This is a genomic window from Algoriphagus terrigena DSM 22685, assembly GCF_000429445.1.
Taxonomy (GTDB): Bacteria; Bacteroidota; Bacteroidia; order Cytophagales; family Cyclobacteriaceae; genus Algoriphagus; species Algoriphagus terrigena.
The window spans coordinates 332002-349868 of the sequence record NZ_AUBW01000004.1 but is presented as its reverse complement, the minus strand read 5'-3'; the positions used below and the strand labels follow the sequence as shown (position 1 = coordinate 349868).

The 17867-nt window shown below is 49.1% G+C and carries 13 protein-coding genes; 2 read left to right on the top strand and 11 right to left on the bottom strand.

Going from position 1 to position 17867, the window contains the following annotated elements:
• Positions 1–3: 3 nt before the first annotated feature.
• The gene (locus G459_RS0103930) at positions 4–303 is read right to left on the bottom strand and encodes a DUF3784 domain-containing protein (RefSeq protein WP_026966477.1); all 300 of its coding nucleotides are present in this window, start codon (positions 301–303) and stop codon (positions 4–6) included.
• Between the two features lie 78 nt (positions 304–381).
• Positions 382–864: a cytidine deaminase gene (locus G459_RS0103925; protein ID WP_026966476.1), complete on the bottom strand. Its 483-nt coding sequence runs from the start codon at positions 862–864 to the stop codon at positions 382–384.
• 117 nt (positions 865–981) lie between these two features.
• Between G459_RS0103925 and G459_RS0103920 the strand changes: the two genes are divergently transcribed.
• Positions 982–2307: a saccharopine dehydrogenase C-terminal domain-containing protein gene (locus G459_RS0103920; RefSeq protein ID WP_026966475.1), complete on the top strand. Its 1326-nt coding sequence runs from the start codon at positions 982–984 to the stop codon at positions 2305–2307.
• A 23-nt stretch (positions 2308–2330) separates the two neighbouring features.
• Here the strand turns inward: G459_RS0103920 and G459_RS0103915 are convergent, their stop codons facing one another.
• The 5 genes from G459_RS0103915 to G459_RS0103895 form a co-directional block, all read right to left on the bottom strand.
• Positions 2331–3380 carry a DUF4249 domain-containing protein gene (locus tag G459_RS0103915; protein WP_026966474.1) on the bottom strand — a complete coding sequence of 350 codons (1050 nt, stop codon included), beginning with the start codon at positions 3378–3380 and terminating at the stop codon, positions 2331–2333.
• 4 nt (positions 3381–3384) lie between these two features.
• Complete coding sequence (locus tag G459_RS0103910; RefSeq protein WP_026966473.1) at positions 3385–5784, bottom strand: TonB-dependent receptor; 2400 nt, start codon at positions 5782–5784, stop codon at positions 3385–3387.
• A gap of 10 nt (positions 5785–5794) precedes the next feature.
• Positions 5795–7246 carry an IPT/TIG domain-containing protein gene (locus tag G459_RS0103905; protein ID WP_026966472.1) on the bottom strand — a complete coding sequence of 484 codons (1452 nt, stop codon included), beginning with the start codon at positions 7244–7246 and terminating at the stop codon, positions 5795–5797.
• Positions 7247–7359: 113 nt separating this feature from the next.
• Entirely contained in the window at positions 7360–8067 is a 708-nt protein-coding gene (locus G459_RS0103900; protein WP_026966471.1) for a tRNA1(Val) (adenine(37)-N6)-methyltransferase, read from the bottom strand.
• The gene (locus tag G459_RS0103895) at positions 8067–8669 is read right to left on the bottom strand and encodes a DUF2179 domain-containing protein (RefSeq protein WP_026966470.1); all 603 of its coding nucleotides are present in this window, start codon (positions 8667–8669) and stop codon (positions 8067–8069) included. The genes G459_RS0103900 and G459_RS0103895 overlap by 1 nt, the downstream gene beginning before the upstream one ends.
• A 424-nt stretch (positions 8670–9093) precedes the next feature.
• Here G459_RS0103895 and G459_RS30530 point away from each other — a divergent pair, with 424 nt between their 5' ends.
• The gene (locus G459_RS30530; protein WP_051315052.1) at positions 9094–13224 is read left to right on the top strand and encodes an IPT/TIG domain-containing protein; all 4131 of its coding nucleotides are present in this window, start codon (positions 9094–9096) and stop codon (positions 13222–13224) included.
• Positions 13225–13313: 89 nt separating this feature from the next.
• On the opposite strand, the gene G459_RS0103880 is transcribed toward G459_RS30530, so the two are convergent.
• The 4 genes from G459_RS0103880 to G459_RS0103865 form a co-directional block, all read right to left on the bottom strand.
• Positions 13314–14480, bottom strand: a complete 1167-nt coding sequence (locus G459_RS0103880; protein ID WP_026966469.1) for a CynX/NimT family MFS transporter — start codon at positions 14478–14480, stop codon at positions 13314–13316.
• A gap of 99 nt (positions 14481–14579) precedes the next feature.
• On the bottom strand, positions 14580–15614 hold the full coding sequence (gene hemH, locus G459_RS0103875) for a ferrochelatase (protein WP_026966468.1): 1035 nt from the start codon (positions 15612–15614) through the stop codon (positions 14580–14582).
• 135 nt (positions 15615–15749) lie between these two features.
• On the bottom strand, positions 15750–16985 hold the full coding sequence (locus G459_RS0103870) for a cation:proton antiporter (protein ID WP_026966467.1): 1236 nt from the start codon (positions 16983–16985) through the stop codon (positions 15750–15752).
• A gap of 3 nt (positions 16986–16988) precedes the next feature.
• Positions 16989–17816 carry a universal stress protein gene (locus tag G459_RS0103865; protein ID WP_026966466.1) on the bottom strand — a complete coding sequence of 276 codons (828 nt, stop codon included), beginning with the start codon at positions 17814–17816 and terminating at the stop codon, positions 16989–16991.
• Positions 17817–17867 lie beyond the last annotated feature (51 nt).

Below are 17867 nucleotides of genomic sequence, written 5' to 3'. Positions count from 1 at the left end.
CGCCTACTTATTCTTTTTTAGGTTAGAGGCTATGATGAGGTAAGGCATTCCAATAAAAATAGCGGCGAAGAATACCGTCTGCTGAATGGAAGGATCGCCGGTGAATTTGCTGACCATGTAACCTGTGAGAATCACCAAAGCCATCCCGAACATCGCATTGCGGAATACATCGGCTACAGCTTCCACATTGACTCTATCCTTTTCATTAGATGACATGGTATTGTAACCTGCGATCAGAAAATACATTTTCCCGTATTTCACCAATGCTCCCAAAACGAAAAAAAGAATTGCGGTGAAGATCATAGCCTCAGAGTTTAAGATTTGTGCCTATTTAAATATAATAAGACCTTGTTAAGTTTCCAAAATGTAACTAAACAAACATTATCCAGACTTAAGGTCATTGAACTTGAGCGGCAAGAGAGGAGATATTCCTTTTATCCTTAGAATGCTTCCATTTGCCTTCAGCACTAGCAGGGTGACGGCTTTTCCGAAACGCTTTTCGGCTTCGTTGATCGTCTGCCGACAAATGCCGCAGGGGGAGACCTCTGCCCAAGATTCATCCGCCGCCCGCTTGGCCACAATGGCCAGCATCACCGGAGCTGAATTTGGATAATTAGCGCCTGCATAGCCCAAGACCAGGCGCTCCGCACAGGATCCGGCGGGGAAGCTGACATTTTCCTGGTTGGATGATTGGAGGACTTCACCGTTTTCCAGCAATACGGCCGCACCGACATTGAAATCAGAATAGGGCGAATAGGCCATCTTGGCTACGCTTTGAGCTCTTGAAAGCAAGGTCTGCTCCACATGATCCAATTCCTCGGGACTTAGCTCCTCGATCTCTGAACTGAGAATTATCTTTTTCAAGCTGCTTTCGATTTAGGCAAAAAGGGAGTTTCAAAATAGGGAATTGTTGCTGAATTCCGGTGGGCCTGAATTTTTCAGCCGAAAATATTCCCAATTTAGCCTCGTAAACCTAGAAAGATGAACACGATTTTGATCCTTGGAGCTGGGAAGTCCTCCACTTTTTTGATTGATTATCTGGCAGACAGTTGCGGACCAAAAGGGCGCACGCTGATTCTTGCTGACTTAGACTTGGATGCTGCCCAGGACAAACTTCAAGATAGATCCGGCACGCGCGCCTCGCAGCTGGACACGCAGGATGAGCAGAAGCGGAGAACGCTGATTTCTGAAGCGGACGTGGTCATCTCCATGCTTCCCGCTTTCATGCATCCGCTGATTGCGGCGGATTGTCTGGAATTGGGAAAGCACTTTTTCTCGGCTTCTTACGAGTCTGGAGCGATGAGGGAAATGAGGGCTGAGATCGATCGAAAAGGGCTTTTCTTCCTGAATGAGTGTGGATTGGATCCCGGAATTGACCACATGTCGGCGATGAAGATTATCGACGAAGCCAAGGCAAAGGGCGAGGAAATCGTCTCTTTCAAGTCTTACTGTGGTGGCCTGTTGGCTCCCGAGAGCGAGGATAATCCATGGAAGTACAAGTTCACCTGGAACCCCAGAAATGTGGTTTTGGCCGGCCAGGCTACCTCCCGCTACATCGAAAATGGCGAACTGAAATTTGTGCCCTATCACCAGCTTTTTAAACGGACCGAGACGATTAGATTTCGCGGCTTGGGGGATTTTGACGGGTATCCCAACCGGGATTCACTCAGCTATCGACAGGTGTATGGACTCGAGGATATTCCGACTATGCTTCGCGGGACGTTGCGTAGGGGAGGCTTTTGCAAAGCCTGGGATGTCTTTGTCCAGCTAGGCATGACCGATGACTCCTTTCAACTGGAGATGCCGCAAGGGACGACGCTGAGGCAGTTTTTGAATGCCTTTCTTCCCTATCATCCCGAATTGTCAGTCGAAGAAAAACTAGCAGAATTGATCCCTGATCTGGATTTCCCGGCTTTTGAAAAGATCCAGTGGCTGGGATTTTTTGAAAACAGAAAACTCCCCAAGACGAAAGGATCACCAGCCCAACTTTTGCAGGCCATTCTGGAGATCGACTGGGAGCTTCAGCCTGAGGATCGGGACATGATCGTGATGCAGCATTTATTTGAGATCAAGACGTCGGAGGGGATTAAGAAGATAAGCTCGAGCTTGGTGAGTTTTGGGCAGGACTCGGTTCACACGGCCATGGCAATGACGGTCGGTCTGCCGTTGGCGATTGCTGTAGATCTGTTTTTGGATGGGAAAATTCAACTCACGGGACTGCATATCCCAGTCATTCCCGCGCTATATGAGCCGATTTTGGAAGAACTGGGAAAAAAAGGAATCGGATTTGAAGAGAGGATTCACTAGTTGAGAAATCAGAAAGCGGATTTTTAATCAGGATTCCAATCAGATGGCGGATTGATATCGGCTCCATCCTCTTCTCGGCAATCGTCCGGAACAATTCCTGCATTTTGTCGGAAAGTAAGATCTGATTTGTCAATGTATATTCTTTTGGTGCTTTCGCCCGCGGCCATAAAATATCCCAAAACCACCTCGTCAGGATTGTCCAGACTGATCATGTTTCCACGGATCGTAGCCGGAGGAGGATCAAATATTGATCCGCTGATTTCCGCCTGCTGCTTGACCAGGCGAAGAAATCGATAGGCTTCTTGTGACACAGCGTATTGCTTGAGATCCACCCGTAGTTTATTGACAAATCGCAGTCCATTGTCCTCAATGAATGCTGCGGGAATTCGGGTGGACAGTCCATTGAAATTGTCATCTTGAGCAATAAACAGACTTTGATTGCCGGTGTATTCGGTTCTATAACAGACATTGCAGCAAGCTTTGGGAGCTGGGGTCCGGGTTTCACGGATGACAAATAGATCCGGCCGGGTTTCCAATACATGTACAATCGGACTCAATCTCCAGAAATAAAAGTTGTTTTGATCTGCAGGATCGTTGATTTCAGAGACTAGCTGAACTCCCGATCGTGGATTTGTTTCACCCTCGACAGGAATAGTGACGGTCTTCAATGAAATCTCTTCGATTTCAGGTGCCGATTCCACCCGTTCGGGAAGAGAACTATAGACCTTTCCGTCGCTGAGTTGGATCTGTAAGTTGTAAGATTTTCCGATTTCTGCGCGAAAATCTATCGGAGTAAAATAAACTCCCCGTGCTTCAGTACCTTCTTCCAAAAAAGTTACGCTGCCTTCATTGTCTCTGATGACCACCGTTGCGCCAGAAACGGGGCGAATGAGAGCCTCAAAGATACTTCCATAAGTGACGCTTCGCGTGATTGTTATTGCTTGAGGACCGACTCCGGTATGAATCATCCCTTCCACCGTAAGCAATTGCTCTCCCTCCGGCACCTCAACTTGATAAGGGTCGATGCATGCGATGGGGATCAGTAGCAGGATATAGACCAGTCGTCTTAGCATCGGGTTAAAATTTAATTGCATAGCTCAAACTTGGAAGTGGCACCCCTAATATTGCCAGGCGCAGTGCCTGTGGCGGGGCTCCTGCTACATCACCAAAATAGATGGAAAAGGGATTTTTTCGGCCATACACATTCAGCAATGAAAAGGTCCAGTTGCCATCAAAGAACTTTCCGTTGCCTTTCAGCTTGAAGTTCAATGACAAATCCAATCGATGGAAGTCCGGCAAGCGGTCCTGATTTCGCATGTCAAAATAAGCCAGACTATTGCCGAAGTAGTTAAACTTTGCCGCAGGCAAAGTCACAGGACGACCAGTACTATACCCGAATGTCGCCGACACCGAGGTATTGGTGCTGATCTTGTAGTTCCCAATCAAAGTCAGATCGTGCGGCTTGTCAAAGTTGGAGGAGTACCACTCACCGTCGTTGATATTTTCCTCTTCGTAGGGGGTGATCACCCGTCTCAACGACCTGGAATACGTGTAAGAAATCCAGCCGGTGAGCCTCCCCAGATTCTTTTTCACATAAAGTTCCACCCCATAGGCTTTGCCTTCTGCGGGGATCAGTTCGGTTTCGATGTGATTTTGGAGAATGAGGTTAGCCCCGTCTTTGTATTCGACCACATTTTGGATGTCTTTGTAGTACACCTCCAGCGAGGTCTCGAAGATGTTGCCCTTTAGGTTTTTATAGAATCCCAGAGAGTATTGATCTGCAATCTGTGGCTCGAGGAATTGATCACTAAGCTTCCAGACATCCGAGGGAGCAATCGTGGCGGTATTGGACACCAAATGGATAAACTGGTACATCTTGTTATACCCCAGTTTGACCGAGCTGGACTTGTCAAAGGAGTATCGGAACGATGCCCTTGGCCCCAGGCCATCGTAGGTTTGGATGACATTGCCGTCATTGTATTGTGTTTCCGAAATAGCGCTCCCGTCTGAAATCGGTTGGTTTTCGGCATATTCTCTGACCACGCGCGGACCTAGATACTGGTAGAGATCGTACCTCAGACCATAGGAAAACCCGAGTTTTTCGCCCAGCTCAAATTCATGCTGGAAGTGGGAGCTATATTCTTTTCCAAATTCATCCTGCACTTTCTTTGGGAGGATTTCCTCCTGCCCAGAAGGGATCAATTCTCCCGGCTGAATCTCGATTTGTTTGAAGGAACCTCCTGCCGAGAGCTTGTTGGTCGGGCTGAAATTGTAGGAGAAATAGAGCTTTCCCCCCAGGTCCTTGATATTTGAATCGATCGTGAAATCATTGATCCCAGACTCATTGAAGATTCCATAGTCGTAGATGGTGTAATATCCCAAGGCCTCCAGGCTGAGTTTTTCGCTCAGCTTGCTCTTCCACTGGAGCGAATGGGCGGTATTTTTCCAAGAAATGGTGGTGTCTGAGGAAAAAGCAAAATCATCGTAACTGGTGTAGTAGCTGTAGGTGAACTCGTTGTTGTCGGACACCGGAGCATTGATGATCAGATTCCCGTCGTAAAAGTTGGCGTTGGAATTTTTGACGGTAGGATTGCTGAGTGTCTGAAGAAACCAATTAATGTAGGATATTCTGAATCCTCCCAAGATTGACACTTTGTCTTTGATCAGCGGCCCGTTCACCGACACTTTTCCGGAAAAATTACTCACCATCAGGTCTGCTCCCCACTTGTCCACGCTCCCGGCTTTGGGCAGGATGTCAAGAATAGAAGAACTCCGGCCACCATATCGGCTTGGTACCACCGCCTTGTAAAGCGTGACATCATTGACCATTTCGGCATTGAAAGCCGTGAAAAGGCCAAACATGTGAGACGGATTGTAGATCGGTGCTCCACCAAATTGAATCAGATTTTGGTCTACTCCACCACCACGGACATTGAGCCCCGAGGAAGCTTCTCCGACTTGGCTGACTCCGGGGAGTGTGGCGAGGGACCGCACGATATCGACTTCTCCAAGAAATGGAGGCAGCTCCTTGATGGTATTCATGCTCAGCGTGACCGCGCCGATGTCGGTGGATCGGATGTTTTTTTCAGGATCTCTCCCAAAGATCACCACATCGTCCAGCTGAAAATCTTCCTGAATCATCCGGATAGAGACCCTGCCGTCTCCTACCGCAGTGATTGGGTATTCGATGGTTTCGTAGCCGACGTATCGGAATTGGAGGTTGTATTCGGCCCGATCGAGCGTGAGCTCAAATCCCCCGTTGGGATCTGTGACCCGGGTCAGGTTCAGTTCGGGAACGGTGATCGTGGCGCCGACCAAGCCTTCTCCGGTGATCTCGTCGATGATCCTGCCTGAGATTTTGATGCCTTTGAGCTGACCGACGTCCCGCCCGACCACTTCCCGCTTGCTGGGAGTGACGGTCTGAGCCCAGCCTGCTTGTGCGCACAAAAAGAGAAAAAGGAGTAGAATTTTTTTCATAGGCGAGGTCTTAGAACCCATCGGGTTCAAATCGATAAAACTCCATCGGGGCTCCAGGGACGGTCTTCTCCGGCGTGCGTAACAGATATAGTTGGTCTTGATACACGAAGGCCCCGGCGTTTAGGCTCGCTGCTAAGCCAGGAATCGGGTTTTTGGTTTTCCAGGTTTTTGTTTTCATGTCGAGCTCGCGCAAAACAGTGGAGCGGCTAAACAAACCGATATATACCTTGTCACCGATGACCTGCGCGATTCCAAATGCAGTCCCAACGGAGCTGGGCATCTCGGTAAACTTGCTCCAAGAGTCAGATACAGGCTCGTATTCCCATATCAGGTTGAGCGAATCCATGAAGTAGGCTTTGTTTTGATAGGTGAACGTGGTCATGTTGGACTCGAATTCAATAGGAGAGACGGATGATGTGCTCCATGCATTGGTCCTTGGGTCATACTTATGAATGGCGCGAGGGTCATTGCCCCCGCCGGCATAAAACAGCTGACCGTTAGCTTCAAAGGCGAGAGAGTGAAAACTTTCCGTTGGAATGTCCGCCAAGCGTTCGAAGGCGTTTCCGTTTAGTTTCCAAAAGTCTCTTTTGTATTTGAAGGAAGCTTGGGCGACATCAGCGCCTCCACCGATATATCCCCCGGCGGAGAAACCGCCTTTTCTCGTTTCACCGGGAAAATCCATGCTCGACAAAATGCCGGTTTGTGGATCAAATCGTCGAAAACTCGTTAGCGAAGCACCGCTCTTAAGGCTTCCCAAGCCGAAATAGAAGGAATTTTGGTCTTGGAAATAAATATTGTCGTAGATCCTTTCAGCATCGGGAAATTGCGCCAGCAGCGTGTATTTGCCAGTTTGATATTCGAAAGACTGGGTCGATTCTAAGCGTTCATTCTGGGATAATACAATCAGCGGAGTCAAGACTTTTCCCCCAAATTCAGGGATACGTACCGTCAGGCGCGATTCAAAATCCATGTCCAAAATCGTGGCCTCCACATCTCCAAAAAACACCCGGGTATCCGCTGTGAAGTTTCGCCCGATGATTGTCAATTCCTCTCCGGGGCCGGAAAGCAGCGGGCTAAACGAATCAATTGAAGGACTCAGCGTTTCCGTGGCGATCGTTTGCCCAAAGAGTTCGACGCCGTCTACATTGACAAAGGCTCTGACGAAGTAGTTGCGGCTGATCGCCAGACCGTCTGTCTCACCGATAAATCGGCCCGGGCCGTCTTTTTCTCCCAGAGAGATGATCGTCGGATTGGAGAAACTTTCGCTCTCCGAGAGTTGGAATCCGTGATCAGTGGCTTGGAGAGCTTGATTGGTAATCAGCCTGCCTACAACGCGGATCTTTTCTCCGCTTACAAAAATCACTTCTTCTGTAGCGACCACGGTGATTTCCTCACCGTCTTGGGTACAGGACCAGCTTGCCAATAGCATCAGGGAAATGCATAAAACGAGCAGCCGTTGCATAAAGGGCGGAGGAAGGTGGGACTAAAAATATATAAAGGCAGACAATAGACAACCGCTATTAGCCAAAGTGCTCCTTTTTTTCTTCAAAAATCAAAAAAATATACCCTTGACTTTCAGTATCCGAGCAGAAATCCTGAAAGTATCGTGGAATAAGCAGGCGTATAGGTCAGGTTCTCATCTTTTAAAATAAGCTCAACTTCGATCTTGGAAGTGTTAGAAAAAGAGAATCCGCCGATCTCCCGATAGATTGGTTTTTGGGGATTGTCTCTAACCTTGATTTTTTCAAAAAGGAAAAGCTCGGACTTTTCTGCCAAAATCTCCAAATCCTGCATCTGCCTCGGAGGTAGGATTACCCAAAAAGATCCCAAAGGAGACAGCAAAAGCGCTGCCTTTGCGATCAGCTCCTCAAATGACAATTCATCGGTGTGAAGCGCCTTGTTGCGTTTTGAATCCTTTGATTTGAGATGATCCGGGAAAAAAGGCGGGTTACTGACGATCAGGTCGAAGCTTTTGTCGATCGGGAAATCCTGAAATCGACCTTGAAAAAGGCTCAATCTCTCTGCAAATGGGCTTTCACTGAAATTATCCCTAGCCTGACTCGCAGCATCTGAGTCGATCTCAATTGCGGTGACGGCCGACTCCGAAAATCGTTGCGCGAGCATCAATGCGATGACGCCTGTACCGGTTCCGATATCCAGAATTTTTGAAGGAGATTCTGCTTTTGTCAGAGTTGCGAGGAGCACTGCATCGGTGCTGATCTTCATGGCACAACGATCCTGCTGAATGCGAAACTGCTGGAATTGAAACCAGGAATTGCCCATTAATTTCGGGCTTTGCTGAAGAATTTGCTTCTGAAGCCAGAGCGGTCTTCCATGGTGTTCAGATCATCTTCAGACACTCTTTTCACGCTTTCTATGGTGTAGAAGGCTTTTTCGTCAACTTCTTTTACTTTGGAGATGAACTCATGGAGCGTATCGCGCTTCATAACGGTAAAGAGTAAGTTTACCTTGCCGAATCGGCCTTCTCCACCGACGTTGGTGAATCGGTAGTTTTTCTCCTTCATAAACTCCAGCAAATCCGGATGCGGCTCGGGGGTAATCACCCGGACCAGCACACGGCCGATGGCGAGCTTTTCCTCTAGAGTCATCCCGACATAGGTTCCTGTGGCGAAGCCTCCGGCATAGGCGAGATAGGAAATCGGATTGTCGACATTTTGAAAAATCTGTCCAATTGCCAGTAGCCAGATCAAGGCCTCAAAAAATCCCAAAAGAGGAACGATGCTTTTCTTTCCGTTCATCATAAACATGATACGGAGGGTATTCATTGACACGTCGCCGATGCGGGCCACAAAGATCAACAGCGGCATCAGCACGTAGTTGAGGAGGTTGTCGGAGATTCCCAGAGAGTTAAACAGGTCTTGCATGAGGCGTCAAAAATTAAAGACAAATTTACCGTTTTCTTTTGGGAAGAGGAAGCGTCTGACCCATCTCATGACGCCTAAATTATACTCATCAGGGTGTGTAGTTTTCTTTTACTAAACATATAATATTCTGCAAATATTAAAAAACATATCATTTGACGATTAAATGCTTGATTTTATAAAACAATATTCTTACAATTGGTAATTCCAGGCGATGAAGTGCTTTTCGCGTTTTTTGTAAGAAAGCCCAAGGGTAATGATCCACAGATCATTTTTTTAATCAGTAAGGAAAGAGGTTTTTATCTAAGTTTTTGAATTTCAGTTGAGGCGATGCAGCGCTTTTCATTGTATGTCATGCGACAAATGAGCGGCTCGCGATTTTAGTTTTTGATCGAATTCGATTTTTCCACCTATAACTCATAGTACCATGTTAAACTCAAAAACAGTTTTCTATTTGCGCACCGAAAACAAGGAATTGTTTGACGGTGCCGAGACCGGCAATTCGGTCAGGCTGCTCGGGACGATAGACCAGACAGCAAAAGAAAATGAATTCCAAGTCAAAAAGGGCTTTATCGACATCGGGAAGATACCGGCGCTCGAGAAAAGTGACTCATTTACACTTGAAGCTACCATCCAGCCCAAGAAAGTGCAGGGAAGCAGACAGAACATCTTGGAGTCACAGGCTCCTCCCGTCGCCGTCTTTCTTGACGAATCGGGAAAGCTAAACGGAAGTGTCCATACCGCAAAGGGTTGGCAAGTGATCACCTCTCCTACTCCGCTTCCGCAGAACAAATCCTTCAGCATACGCTTTTCCCGCTCTTCCAAAGGCAAAAACACGTTGGAAGTAGACGACAAAGAGGTGGTGTCAGCCGTGATTCCAGGACCTCTGGTGCCGGTGGGTAGTTTGGGTTTCAGAGCTGCAGGAGGCATGGACGGCAGGGCTTTTCAATTCGAGGGAAAGATAGCGGAGATCCAAATCAAGAATGGCCTGGCTTCCGGTTCGGAAATACAAAAGCGGGTGATAGATGCCGCTAAGCTTGAGAAAGCAATCCAGACCAAAATCGGCGCGCGGGCCAAAGTAAGAGTAGTCCCAAGCATGGATGAAAGCCACGCCAGACTACTGCCGATCAAGGATATCATGAATGCGGTTGGCGTCGAGAAGCTGAGTGACTTGGATCAATTGAAGATCAGCACGCCGACCAACATCAGCCGGGGGAAAGTGATCGTCGCTTCGCGAAAAAGAGATAGACTGGTGGTGAACTGGGATCTGGTGGCCAAAGATTTTTCGAAGATGAAATCTGACGAAAAGAAGATCCAACTGGCCAAGTTTCTACCAAATCGCAACAGCAGCCAGGTGATCTTGGCCTCTGCCCAAAAGGCAACGACGGCTGCATCAAGCGCTTCAAAACCAGTGGTAAGCGCGGCTGCCACTCCAAAAACTACAGTCTTGAAGGTCAGCACAGCAGGTAGTATTCTGTTGGCAAACCGAAATTTGGGAACCCGGCTGGACATCTTAACTTCGGATGCAAGAACCGGGGTGAGAATTCCCAAGGCGGTGATCGCTTCAAGTCCCACATTGGAAGCAAGTCGGGTTTCACAGCCTATCGGTGCGGCTGTCGAGCTCGATACCAAGCTTCTGGCGGTCAAAGATCCCGAGGTTGCGAGTCGTCTGGTGAGCAAAAAGCCCCAAAACTGGCCCGTTTTGAGTAATCAGGTTCAAGTAATGTCCCTGACCACCCTTCCCGTGAATCAATCCGTCATCATCGCCGGAACGCTGGATCTGACCAATATCCGGCTGAGTGTGGATGCAAATGTGGAAAAGCTGATCATCATCGCTGAGCAAATCATATGCGGGGCAAATGCGGAGATTACCTGGAAGAAGCCCGGCGGCTCTACGCCAGGCCGGTTGGGGGACCCAGCACTGGACGGCCGAGGATGGTCGGGAATCCGCACCAACGGTGATAACCGACACGGCCTAAACGGCGAAGATGCCAGATCCGGTACAGCAGGGATAGGCGGAGCCAATGGACTCCACGCTCCAGAGCTGGAGATTTGGGTGAAAAACTTGACCAATATCCCGAAAATCAACCTGAGTGGAGAAGACGGAATCATCGGAGGAAAAGGTCAAAACGGTGGACGTGGAGGCGACGGCGCAGACGGAGAAGGCGGTAAATGGGCTTGGTTTTTTGGAAAACACTGTGTGTCTGATCCAGGAGATGGCGGAGACGGTGGAGATGGGGGACGAGGAGGAAATGGTGGCCGGGGCGGTAACGGCGGCAATGGTGGAAAGATCGTGATAGGAGTCTTGGATGGGACGCTAGCCCAGACTGTCACCGCCAATGCTTTTCGATTAAAGAATGAAGGCGGCCGGGCTGGAAGAGGAGGGCCTGGAGGAAATGGCGGCTTTGGCGGAAGCGGCGGAAGAAGCGGAAATGGAGAAGTTTGTCATGACGCCCGAAATGGGACGAACGGTGCCCAAGGTCAACCTGGAGCGGTTGGTCAGGATGGGACCAGAGGAGGGATCGACGCTACCAACGAGTTTTTTCAATTTAGCGAGGATGCCTGGGACGAATTGCTGACGCGACCTTTCATCACAGAGCTTAATCCGGTGGAGGTTTTTCCAGGCAATACGATTACGATCCGAGGAAGTCGGTTTGCAAACAACGACCGAGTGGTGATAGAGGGCGGAATTACGCTGGTTCCTACCATCAATGCAGATGAGAGCATCTCCGTGACCATCCCGAGCACCATTCCCGGTGGTCAAAAGTCTCTTTTCCTTCGAAGAGCCTTTGACAATACCGAAAGCAACAGATTGCTTATCCGAGTCAAGCCACAACTGGATAATCTGCCGGCTGTTCTTCCGCCGATGACCACAGTCGAGATCACCGGAAAAGCATTCATCAATGGAGCTTCCGCCATCGTCGATGGGAAGGCGGCGCCGGGTACTTTTATTTCCCAAAACAAAATAAGCTTTGTGATGCCCGGTACAAACGGAACGGGCTCAGCTGGAGGCAGTGTCTCTATTCAGGTGAGAAACCCCGATGGACTACTCAGCAATTCAAGAACTGCCACCAAACCCAGAATCTTGGAGATTCCATTTACTTACGGCGTTCACAACCTACCCTTCGACAATTTCACAGATGGGATTCCATCCTGGGATACTTTTGAAGATACCTTCGGGGCTGCCGAGGTATGGCATGAGCTTTTGGATCCGGTATTTGGGCATCCGATCTTGACGGGAGCGTTCTATATCTTTTATGAGCATTTTCTGAAAGGGGAGGCGAATGGCGGCCTTGCTACCGGATTTTGCACCTCGCTGGCTAGTGTCGTGGCTGATAAGCTTTGGACCGGAGATACTAACGCAATCACTACATCCAAGGCCAGTATTCACAAGATGCTGACGGCGATTCACGGCAGACTTCTCAGCCGGGAGAGCCTGATCCATTTCCACGACCAAAGCCGGGAGGGGATTCCAAGAGTGGAAAAGACGGCCCGGGCGATCGAGCGGATCTTCATGACCGGTTGTGATCGGCACAATGCACCACTCTTGTTTTTTATCCCAGCGGGAGCTATCTGGGATGCAGGATACATGGACGGACTCAGCTCCTCGCATTGTCTCATGCCATACCGGTTTGTCTATCCCGAAGGGCACACCGGGCCACAGCTGCATCCTCTCGGCACCACGACAATCTCCAGCTTGGACGGAGTAGAGATGTACTGCTGGGATTGCAACAAAGCCGACAATGCGAATTGCAGGCTCAAGTTCAAGCTGATCGGAGGCGTGCTCCACTACGACTATTTCAATGGAGGCGACTCCATTCAGTTTTGCAGCGAGGACAATGTATCTCTCGGGATCATGACCAATGGGGACTATCTGCTCTCGGATCACGATTTGCCGTTCAGTGGGCCGTTTGGCTTGACGAGCTTTATTCTGGATTTCCTCCTTAGCCCGGCCGAACTGGAAATTACGGATGAGAATGGTCTGCGGGTGGGGACATTCGATGATAAGATCTTCAGCGAAGTGCCTGATTCACATCCTTGCTATTTGGTCAAAGGAGCGTATTTGCTGCCGCTCAACCGAAATTACACCAGACGAATCGTCGGCAATGGTGCCGGAAAATACTCCTACAACAGTATCATGCCAGATGGAACGACCATTCGTGTGGAAGGCGTCGATACCCAGCCCGGTCAGGTTGATACGCTGATTGTCAATGCGGATGCAAGTTTGATCCGGTTTACTCCACAGATCGAGAAGCAGTTTACCATGACCTTCTCAAGATTTGTAGGCAACCAGGTCCGGTCCCTGTCCTTCAGTGGCATAGGAGGTGGTCCCGACGCGGAGACCGATATCACGGTCAGTCCGGATTTGAGTATCCTTCGGTTGGGAAATAGGTCGACACTAAAAAATGTGCAGGTAAAAGCCTTCTCGGTTGACAAGTCGACCAACAATCCGATTACGACGAGTTCGTCCATCCAGCTTCCTCAAAATCACGATTTGATCGTGACTGTTGCCAACTGGAACAATGCCCAAATGGATCTTTCCACCTTGGATTTTTGATTCGATCCAACTTTTCAAAAAGACTGTTTCATTTTTTGGAGCAGTCTTTTTTTTGCCCTTCGGGGAAAATTCGCCGAGAGTCAGCTTGCCTACTGGATTTTTTTGTCTCTGCCGGCAGGCAGTCCGAAGAAAAGGAACTGAACTGTCATGAGCAGCAAAAACCAGATCAGAAAATTCCAGTTGCCAAACATGTCCATGGAAATGCCAAAGATCAGCGGTCCCAAAGCAGCCAAAACATACCCTGCCGACTGAACCATTCCGGAGAGCTTGGCAGTGGTCAGATCCTCCGCAGAGCGAAGTGAAATCAACGTGTAAGCGATGCTCAAGCTGGCGCCGCTACCGATCCCGATGATCGTTAACGCTGCGAAAGTGATCACTTCATTTTGGATGAAAAGTGCGCCATATCCGAAGATGTACCCGATGCCGACGATCAGAATCACGTTGGATTGTTCCTTGAGTCGGATCAATAAGCCGGGGATAAAAAACGTCCCAATCAGTGAAATCAACTGCATGTAAGAAAGCGAGATTCCGGCTTTGACAGGGGTCATTCCTCTGGCGATCAGCATATCGGGCAGCCAGGTGATCATGGTAAAATACATGACTGACTGAGCGCCCATAAAAAGTGTCACTTGCCAAGCCAGTCGTGATTTCCAGACATTTTTTGCGGGAAGGAGTTTAATCTGATTGCCCGATTGATGGGGTCTCAGTTGCGGAATCCAGGCCACCAGTGCCAAAATCATCAAAATGCTCCAAGATGCAAGCGAACCCCTCCATCCCCAGTCTAAGTCTACTGCCATTGGCACGCTGATTCCCGATGCGATAGCAGCGAAAAGCGACATGCCGGTGGTTAGGATCGCAGTCATCAGGCCAATCTTTTCGGGGATTCGGGCTTTGAAAAATGGAATCATCAGCACGTTGGCGATGACAATGCCAATCCCGGTCAGCGCGGTGCCGAAGTAGAGAAGCTCAATTCCCCCAAGAACGCGGATGATCACGCCAATCACCAAGAGAAAGATCCCCAGAAAGATGGCTTTTCCATGTCCCAGCCGCTTTCCAATCGAAGGCGCAAAGAGAGAGAAAATGGCAAATGTCAGCAGGGAAAGCGTCGTCAGAAATCCCGCCAGACCATTGGAGATTCCCAGATCTTCCCGGATGAAAGGGATCAGCGGCCCCACCGAAGCAATCGACGTCCGAAGGTTTATCGATACTAGGATGATGCCGAGGATGAGGAGCGTTTGACGGGAGGACTTGGACACTTGTAAAGAAGTATTGAGACGCTAGATACAAGAATTTAGACTGGAGAATCCAACGCGGTTAAAGTCCACAGCACCGATTCCTCAATTTCGAATTTTGGATCAGGAAGACCTTGACTCCACCAGGTTCTTCACACATTCCACCCAGGTATCTTCAGAGTTTAAGCTAGGTATCAGGTCCCATTCTTCTCCTCCCGCTTCCAAGAATTTGTCCCGGTATTCACCAGCCACTTCGACGGTTGTTTCCAGGCAATCGGCGACAAACGCCGGAGAAAATGCCAGCACCTTTTTGACGCCCTGAGCCGCTAATTCAGTGATGACTTCGTCTGTATAAGGCTTTACCCAAGGGTCTTTGCCAAGTCTGGATTGGAAACAATTGACGGTTTTTTCTTCCGGAATGCCCATCTCAGCTGCGATCAATCGGGTCGTCTCGAAGCACTGTGCCCGGTAGCAGTAAGTATTCGAGGGGCCATATTTATTGCAGCAGGCCCCGAGCTGACAATATCCGCCAACCGAACCTTTGAGAATCTGCCGCTCGGGCAATCCGTGGTAGGAAAACAGGATTTTGTCGTAGTCTTTCTCCTTGATGAGCGCGTTGCCGCGCTCAGCCCATGCGGCTATAAATTGCGGATGATCCAGGAAATTGCTGATGAAAGAAAACTCCGGAATGATTTGCCAGCCTTGCGCAATCTCCATCACTTTGTCGATCACTGAGCCGGTAGAAGCGGAGGCATATTGAGGGAAAAGAGGCAATACGATGATTTTGCTGACCTTTTCTTTTCGCAGTTCTTCCAATCCTGATTCTATGGATGGGCTTTGATAGCGCATCCCGATGCTGACGACATACTTTTTGGGATCGAGTTTTTCAGTCAGTTTTTCACGGAGATCCACGGTATGAAAAAGCAAAGGGGAACCTCGATCAGTCCAAAGTTTGCGGTATTCGTGGGCAGATTTTGGGGCTCTAAAAGGCGCAATGACGAAGTTGATCAGCAACCATCTGGACAGAAAAGGAATGTCGATCACCCGGGGATCCATCAGGAACTCCCGAAGGTATTTTCTCACATCACCTGTCTCCGTGCTGTCTGGAGTCCCTAGATTCACCAGCAAGACGCCGGTTTTCGCTTTTTTCAATGCCATGGATTGCTTTCAGATTTCCTTTGGAAAGCCCAAAAATAGCGGCTTTGTTTATATTCTCCCGATTGATCTTTTCAAAGGCCGATTGAAAGGAAAGGCGGCCAAAGAAATCTTGGCGAAAACTGGTGAAGGAAAACGCTATCCGGGACTCTTTCGCAGGGACCATTTCATCAGCGGTCCGGAGGTCATCGAAGTGACCAAGGCCATCACGACCAGTGCGACAAAGAGCGTTTCGTTAATCAGTCCGTTGTCCAAAGCGATCAGGCCAAGGATAATCTCCATCGCACCACGTGCATTCATGCCGAATCCGATGGCCATTGCGTCTTTTTTTGCAAAGCCGGAGCGGAGCGCGCCAAAACCGCTGCCGATGATTTTGCCCGCAAAAGAGATAACAATGATGGCCAACACCAGCCAAAGGTCGAAGTTGGTGAAGAAGTTGATCTTTAGACCGATGGAAACAAAGAAGAGCGGAGCGAAGATGTTGTTGATGAACTGATGGATGATTTCTTTGGCCTTTTCGGACAGGTGATCTGAATCTCCCAAAGCCACGCCAAACAAGAATGCGCCGAAGATGGCATGGATTCCGAGCCATTCGGTAAACGCCGCCAGCAGGAAGCAGAAGGCCATGGACAAGGACAAAAGTCCACCCGGCCAGGCCAGATTTTTATTGATCCAGGGAAGAACTCTATTAAGCAGGCCTTTGCCCAGTGTCAGCATAAAAACCGTGAAAAGCAGCGTAATTCCGATGGTGCTCATCAGAGATAGGTTACCGCTCTTGCCCATAAAGGACAGAATCACGGAGAAAATCAACCAGCCTATGATGTCATTGACCATGGCTCCCGCCACGATGACCATTCCCATCTTGGTCTTGAAGAGGTTCATATCCATCAGGATACGGACGACCACGGGTAGGGCTGTAATCGACATCGCCGTGCCCATGAAGAGTGAAAATAGGATCTTGTCCCCATCTGCCAGTCCAAAAAACGTCGGAAAGAAATAGGGGAAGGTAAAGCCAAGCACAAACGGCACCACCAATCCCATCAGACTGATGTTGATGGCAGACTTGCCCTGCGCCCATACCAGGTGGAGTTCGACCTCTAGACCGGCGATGAAGAGCAGGAGGATGACGGCCATCTGGACGATTCCATCCAGCGCGAGATTTGCTGAGGGATTGCTTTGGAACAGATAGGTAAACGAGTCTGGGCTGATCATGCCCAAGATGGTGGGTCCCAATACAATGCCTGCAAGAATCTCCCCAACTACGGCCGGTTGCTTGAATTTCTGCGCGATTTCGGCAAACACCCGCGCCGAGAGCAGCATGGCGGCCAGTTGCAGAAGTAAGTTGATAACTTCTTTGTGTTCTAGGCTTTCCATGTCTTACTTGACGATTAAAAGATTGCAGGGGAGATCCGAAAGAATCTCCTCGAGATCGTGGGGAAAGAGCCGGTCAATGAAGGTGTAGCCGTGTTCATCTCCCATCACCAGGATATCAGCATTGATCGCTTCACAATACCTCACGAGCTCTATTGCCCATTTTCCAGCGGTGACTTTGATGTTGATCTTCAGACCACTTTGATCCAGGCCGTCTAGGATTTCTTGGACGTATTTGATTTCGTCCTGCACGAGTTTTCTCCGGGTTAGGTTGACTTCATCTTCTGAGCCTTCACCTGCTGTCGCCATTTGCAGCCCATACAACTTGATTTCGTTGAGAATATGGATTTGCTGAGCTCCCTCTGCCTGGCAAAATTTCAGACCTTGGGCGATCACTTTGGGAGTGACCTCCAGTTGGGTTCCATTGATGACGACTTTTGAGAATTTTGTGGGAGTCGCCTGTGGATCTATCAAGGTCAGCACGGAGCAATGCGCCTTTCGGATCACTTTCCTGGCGACCGATCCGAGGTAATAGGTGAAGATGCCCTCCTTTTTCAAAGCTCCCAGCATGAGTAAATCTACCTTTTCTTCTTCGCATGCTTGGAGGATCATTTTCGCAGGTTTTCCCTCTTTCCAGATGGTCTTTACCGGGGTCGTTTTCAGTCCCTTGGCCTCAAGAATTTCGGAAAGTTTTGCTTCGAGCTCGGGTTGTTTTAACCCCACATGGATCAATACGAGCTCGGATTCAAAGATCTCGATCAATCTCTTGGCTTCGGCTATCAAGGCTTCCATCCTGGGGGAGAAAGCGATGGCAAGGGCAATTTTCTGATACATGGGAACCTGCTTATTTTTCTGAAATACGCGAATTTTTGTCAAAGGGCAAAC